Annotated in this window: 5 protein-coding genes; 2 read left to right on the top strand and 3 right to left on the bottom strand. The window is 58.5% G+C overall.

Features of this window, described 5'->3' with window-relative positions; all coding sequences use genetic code 11:
• A partial coding sequence (locus QJ48_RS33900) for an ABC transporter substrate-binding protein (protein WP_237763151.1) occupies positions 1-738 on the bottom strand: 738 nt, incomplete at its 3' end.
• Between the two features lie 249 nt (positions 739-987).
• On the opposite strand from QJ48_RS33900, the gene QJ48_RS33905 reads away from it, so the two are divergent.
• Together QJ48_RS33905 and QJ48_RS38245 are read left to right on the top strand one after the other, a co-directional pair.
• Positions 988-1,176: a hypothetical protein gene (locus tag QJ48_RS33905; RefSeq protein ID WP_193394547.1), complete on the top strand. Its 189-nt coding sequence runs from the start codon at positions 988-990 to the stop codon at positions 1,174-1,176.
• Between the two features lie 89 nt (positions 1,177-1,265).
• On the top strand, positions 1,266-1,499 hold the full coding sequence (locus QJ48_RS38245; protein WP_054977691.1) for a hypothetical protein: 234 nt from the start codon (positions 1,266-1,268) through the stop codon (positions 1,497-1,499).
• 255 nt (positions 1,500-1,754) lie between these two features.
• On the opposite strand, the gene QJ48_RS33915 is transcribed toward QJ48_RS38245, so the two are convergent.
• Both QJ48_RS33915 and QJ48_RS37210 read right to left on the bottom strand, forming a co-directional pair.
• Complete coding sequence (locus QJ48_RS33915) at positions 1,755-4,112, bottom strand: hypothetical protein (RefSeq protein WP_054977692.1); 2,358 nt, start codon at positions 4,110-4,112, stop codon at positions 1,755-1,757.
• Between the two features lie 37 nt (positions 4,113-4,149).
• A partial coding sequence (locus QJ48_RS37210) for an ABC transporter permease (protein ID WP_369126852.1) occupies positions 4,150-4,319 on the bottom strand: 170 nt, incomplete at its 5' end.

A 4,319-nucleotide genomic window follows, 5' to 3' on the forward strand; every position in this document is an offset into this window, starting at 1 on the left:
GCTTACGACCGCGTTGTCGTGCGTGATGTAGATCGCATAGACGCGTACCACGAGCGATTCGGCGGCCTGCTTCACTTCGGAGCCGTTCGCAACCGACGCTTTGACGACTTGAATGTTATGCTTCGCAAACGCCGCTTCCGCCGTCTTCACCATGAACGCGACATTCGCTTCGCCTTCGTTCGCCACGATTCCGATCTTCTTGACCTTCGGGAAATCGGCGGCGATGAAGTCGATCAGCTTTGGTATGGCGTCCGGGTGCGTATCCGCGGCGCCGGTTACGTTGCCGCCCGGCTTGTCCAGGCTTTTAACGAGCTTCGCGGATACCGGATCGCTTACGCCTCCGAACAGTACCGGCGCGTCTTTCACGTTCTGCACGACGGCTTGAGCCGACGGCGTGGCGATGGCGAATACGAGATCTTTTTTGTCTGCGGCGAACTTTTGACCGATGGTCAAGTTGGTTGTGGCGTCGCCCTGCGCATTCTTGTAGTCGACCTGCATCGTTTCTTTGTCGATAAACCCGTTGTCCTTGAGCGCGGCCAGAAAGCCTTCGCGCGTCGCGTTGAGCGACGGATGTTCGACAATTTGCGAGATGCCGATTTTGACAACTTTCTTGTCCTGAGGCTTGGAAGCGTCTCCACCTCCGGACGGATTGGCGGGCGCCGGTGCTTTGGTCCCGCAGCCTGCGATCATGATCGGTACGGCGATCAGCAGGGATAACAGTTTAGCGGATGTTTTCAATGATTTCGGACCTCCTGGATTTAACGTGTACATGCTTTAAAGCGATAATGTTATCATAGTATGAGGGTGGTCATCCGTCAATCCATAATTGAACATCTGCTAAATTTAACAAATTCCAAAATGAAGCGAATGTACCCGGAGCAAAACTATAATTGGTTTTATTTTCCACGCACTCCGTACGGCAGGTTTTGACGTTTTCGGCAGCGAAATTTATTTCATTGTCGAAAATGATGTAGGCCCCGGAGGCGAATGCCCGTGAAAATTGTAATCCTGGTTGCGCTGCTGCTGTTGTACCCGCTTTTTTTGCGTTGGGTGCATATTACCGATCTGCGCGCCATTCCGCTTGTCGTCCCGTATGCGCTCGGCGCGCTGTCGGTCATGATCCTGCTTACGGAGCTCGGCAAAGGAGCCGCCCGCCTGTTCCGCAGAAAAAAATAGCCCGGACCCCGGGCGGGTCGCGAGCCATGATGTCTGACGTGTAGGTTTAGACCAGCCCCAAGGTTAGCGCCCATCCTAAGAAGGCGCCTGTGAGGACGACCGCCCAAGGCGGCAGCTTCCAGAAGACGAGCAAGCCGAACAGCACGGCAGCAGCCGCGAAGTCGGCGGGACTCTTCGTCCCGGAAATAACCGAGATGCGTCACCGGTCCCCCGAAGGAGGTCAGCCCCAGCTTTGCGGAAGCGGCGCCGATCTCCAGCAGCCGAAAAAAACCGCTTTGGGGCGGGAACGATCCGGCGGAGTTCATGTTTTCTTTATTCAATAGCGGAGTGGATGTATCGTTCGGACTTGCAGGCACGTGTCGTAAACACTCCTTTTTTGTAAGCATAGGGTATATTTGGTAGTTACTTTTCCATCAAAACAGATTTGCTGTTCCGATTCAAGTTATTTTTTTGTGATTTTTTATAATCCGGTCCTATGCGGGCTCAACCGCTGAAAAAGAAGGCATCCCTCCGGCTGTGGCAGGCACGGCTGGGGATGCCTTCTTTGGCTGACCCTCTGTTGGACAGAGGAGCTCCATTTACGGTTGAAACTCCCGGACAAGCCGTTTGGCCGGTCCATTCGGCGTATCGATCGTTTCGTATACGCGGATCGTCACGCCCGATTCGATCTGCTCCGTCTTGACGTTCGTGAACGAAATGCGCTGCGTGCCGGTAATCAGCTTCTGCGTGCCGGTAAAACCGGCGGATTGAGAGCCGAGCACCCGGCCGAGCCCGTCGACAAGCTCGAACTCCATCTTCGAAAAGTTCTGGTCGATAATTACCGGCTCCCGCTGCTCGATCGTTAGCGACAAATTCAGATGATACGAATAGCCGGCCGATGTGCTGTAGGTCGTCGCCAGATTGTTCGCATCGATGTTGACGTCGAACGGATAGAAGCTGATCTTGCCGTACTCCTCTTCCCGCTGCGCGGCGATGCGGAACGTGCCCAGATCCAGCTTGGCCGGCGCGATCGCTTTCGGGTCTGTCACCCGGAAGGCGATATTGTCCCCTTTTTCGTCCGCAGGCACCATGAACGAATAAGCGACGACATAGCTCGTTCCGGGCATGATGGCGGAAGCCGCGGACGTCTGCCGGACGCCCGGGAACGCCAGCCCTTGCGAGTTCAGCAGCTCCGTGCCGATGTCCGGAAGCGTCAGAACCGAGCTTCCGCGGTTCGTGTACTTCACTTTGGCTATAGCCGTTTTGTACCCATAATCGGTATTTTCGTGCAAATGCAGCTCGACAAGCGACATGTCCAGCTTCGAATCGATCAGGCTGCTTGCCGCAAGGGGCAGCGTCGAACCGTACTCGTAGCTTTTGGCCGCCATCGTCGGGTTGTACTGCTGCGCAATGCCTTGGAGGCCGACGACCATAACCGGCCGCCCGTCCGTTTTCGAGCCGGATGCCGTGCCGGACGAGGAGCTTGTCGTGCCGCTTCCGCTCGTCCCTGTCTTCGTCTGTCCGCTCGTGCCGCTTACAGCACTGGTGCCGCTCGTGCTTCCCACGGCAGAGGACGAGCCTGCAGCGGAACCGCTGGCGGACGAGCCGGACGTTATGCCGGAGGATGCGCTCGTTCCCGCGTTTCCGGCGGCCCCGCTGTTAGTCGTATTCGCACCGGAGGACGCGCTTCCGCCGCTGGCGGACGCTGTCGTGCCCGAGCCGGCGCTTGTCCCTGCCGCATCCTCCTTCACGCGGACCACAAGCTGCGCTGCATCCGGTTCGACGCCGGACGGGAGCAGCGCCGTGTAGCTGAACGATACCGCGGCTTTCGGCGCCAAATAAGCGTCGCGCGAGGAACGCGCTTCCGAGGCTGCTGCCGAGCCGTCTTTGCCGAACTGGTAAGCTCCGGTCAGCGCAGGTACCGCGATCATCCGGTCGCTGTCATTGCGCACCGTCACGGTGGACTGCACGAGCATTCCGTCTTCCTGACGGATAGCCGTCGCTTTCTCGGCGACGACCGTCAGCCCGCTGCCCGTTCCGTATCGAGCCAGCGGCTTCTCGCTGCCGAGCTTGACCGCCGGCGGAAGCTCGCCAAGCGGCAGACTGCCGAGCACCTTATCCTCGCCCGCATCCGACGTCACCAACTGCAAGGTCAACGGGCCGACGGTCTGATCGGAAAGCTCGGCCTTCACGGTCCGCTGAACGGTTTCATTCGGCAGGAGCGAAGAATTGTCGGAGCCGGAAAGGACGGCGGCAAGCGTTCGTCCGTCAGACGTCAGCAGCCGGTATTGAAGGCCTGACGGAAGCGTTACGTCCGTTTTGCCGCTGCCGGTCACATACAGATTCACATACAGATACGGCTTGCCGTTCTCGACGACGCGGAAGCCGTCTCCCTGCACGAATGTAAGGAATACATCCTCTTTGGCTGCAGGGTCTACGTCTTTGAGCCGCACGACGGTCTGCGAAGCCGTCGATACCCCGCCCGGGAGCGAGTCCGCCACGGGCAGCGCGCCGATGTCGCGCGTCTGATCGGCCCCGCTGACGTCCCATGCGTACAGGTCCACCTTCAGCCCCTCGGCCTTGACGCCCGGAGCAAGCCGGGAGTAAAAATCGAACGTCTGCTCCTTGCCCGGCTGGACGCGGGCGCTTTGCTTGCTGCCCAGGCGCGCCGGATAGCGATTCCCCGCCTCATCCACCACCCGGACGCCGTAGCCGTTGAAATCGACCGCGCCGCTGCCGCCGTTATGAAGCTTCAGCGAGAACTGCATCAGCGGCGAATCGCCGCCTGCGGCAAGAGATGCGGTCTCCAGCGTAAAGTAAGTGTCGTTCGCTACAAAAACGCCCGGCTTTCCCGCATAAACGGACGGCGCGGAAGCCGACAAGCATACGGCGCTTATCGCGAGCGCTCCGAGCCAAGCTGTACGGGACGGTTTCGTTAACAGGTTTAAGCTTTTCAAAAGCTGTTCCTCCTTTAGTAAAAACTGGATGCCAAGATTAATCGAAGCGGAGCGCGTCGATCGGACGAAGCTTGGACGCTTTGTTCGCCGGGTACAAGCCGAAAACAACGCCGACGAGCACGGAGAACAGGAACGCATACAAGCCGATATCCATCGACAGCATGGTCGTCTGGTTCGGATTAAGCATAGGCCAGACCAGCGCCAGTA

This window comes from Paenibacillus sp. A3 (assembly GCF_001399685.1).
Lineage (GTDB): Bacteria > Bacillota > Bacilli > Paenibacillales > NBRC-103111 > Paenibacillus_G.